Annotated in this window: 1 protein-coding gene; it reads right to left on the bottom strand. The window is 75.5% G+C overall.

Translation table 11 applies throughout. The annotated features are described in order from the left end of the window. Positions 1 to 28: 28 nt before the first annotated feature. A partial coding sequence (locus AA75_RS32200) for a MinD/ParA family protein (protein ID WP_033823878.1) occupies positions 29 to 1,573 on the bottom strand: 1,545 nt, incomplete at its 5' end.

The raw sequence follows: 1,573 nt of genomic DNA, 5'->3' as shown, positions 1-1,573 counted from the left end.
GGGGGGGGGGGGCCGCGTTCGGCCGCCGCTACTGCTGCGGCGGCGGGTAGCCGTACCCCGGCGCGGGCGGCTGCTGGCCGGGCTGGCCCTGCTCCTGCGGCGGCGGGTACCCGTAGCCAGGCTGGCCCGGCTGCTGACCGGGCTGACCCGGCTGACCGGGCCGGCCCTGCTGGAGCCACTCCTGCGGGGGCTGCTGCGCACCCTGCGGCGGGTACGGCTGCTGCTGGCCCGGCCCGTACCCGGGCGGCGGCGCCTGGCCCGGCTGCGGGGCCCACGGCGCACCCGGCGCGGGCGCGCCCGGGTAGCCGCCCTGCGGCGGGTACTGCTGCTGCGGGTAGCCCGGACCGGGCTGCTGCGGCGGGTACTGCTGCTGCGGGTAGCCGGGGCCGGGCTGCTGCTGCGGGTACCCCTGGGCCTGCCAGCCGCCGCCCTGCTGGGCGCGCGCGATGTCCTCGCCGACCAGCGCGGCCAGCTCGAAGTACGCGTCCCGGACCTTGGGCCGCATCATCTGCAGGTTGACCTCGGCGCCGGCCGCCAGGCTCTCGTCGAACGGCACCACGACCACCCCGCGGCAGCGGGTCTCGAAGTGCGCGACGATGTCCTCGATCCGGATCATCTTGCTGGTCTCGCGGACCCCGGAGACCACGGTGATGCTGCGCTGCACCAGGTCCGCGTAGCCGTGCGCGGAGAGCCAGTCCAGCGTGGTGGAGGCGCTGCTGGCGCCGTCCACGCTCGGGGTGGCGACCACGATCAGCTGGTCGGCCAGGTCGAGCACCCCGCGCATCGCGCTGTACAGCAGGCCGGTGCCCGAGTCGGTCAGGATGATCGGGTAGTGCTGCCCGAGGACCTCGATGACCTGGCGGTAGTCCGAGTCGTCGAAGGTGGTGGAGACGGCCGGGTCCACGTCGTTGGCGACGATCTCCAGGCCGGAGTTGAGGTCCTGCGAGGTGAACTGCCGGACGTCCATGTAGCTGCGCAGGTGCGGGATGGCCGTCACCAGGTCGCGGATGGTCGCGCCGGTCTGACGCTTGATCCGGCGGCCGAGGGTGCCGGCGTCCGGGTTGGCGTCGATCGCCACCACCTTGTCCTGCCGCTCACTGGCCAGGGTGGCGCCGAGCGAGGTGGTGGTCGTGGTCTTGCCGACACCGCCCTTGAGGCTGATCACCGCGATCCGGTAGCAGGTCATCACCGGCGTACGGATCTGCTCCAGCTTGCGCGCCCGGTCGGCCTGCGCCGCCTTGCCGCCGAACTGGAACCGCGGCTGCTGGCGCTGCGCCTTCGGCTGGCCGCGCAGCAGCCGGTCCGAGGACAGCTCGACCGCGGCGGTGTAGCCGAGCGCCGCGCCGTGCGCGGTCGGCTGCTGCCCGCCGCCCTGGAACGCGGCGGGCGCCTGCGGCATGCCCTGCTGCTGCGGGTAGGCGGGCGCGTGGGGCTGCTGCTGCGGATACTGGCCCTGCTGCGGCCAGCCACCCTGCCGCGGGTCGGCCACCGGCTGCGGGGCCGGCGGGCCCGGCTGCTGCGCGGCCTGCGGCGGCCAGGGCTGACCGGGCGGGCCCGCCGGTGCGTACTGCGG

Source organism: Kitasatospora sp. MBT63 (assembly GCF_000710465.2).
Taxonomy (GTDB): domain Bacteria; phylum Actinomycetota; class Actinomycetes; order Streptomycetales; family Streptomycetaceae; genus Kitasatospora.
Note: the sequence above shows the minus strand (reverse complement) of the source record. Positions and strands in the feature narration are given on the sequence as shown.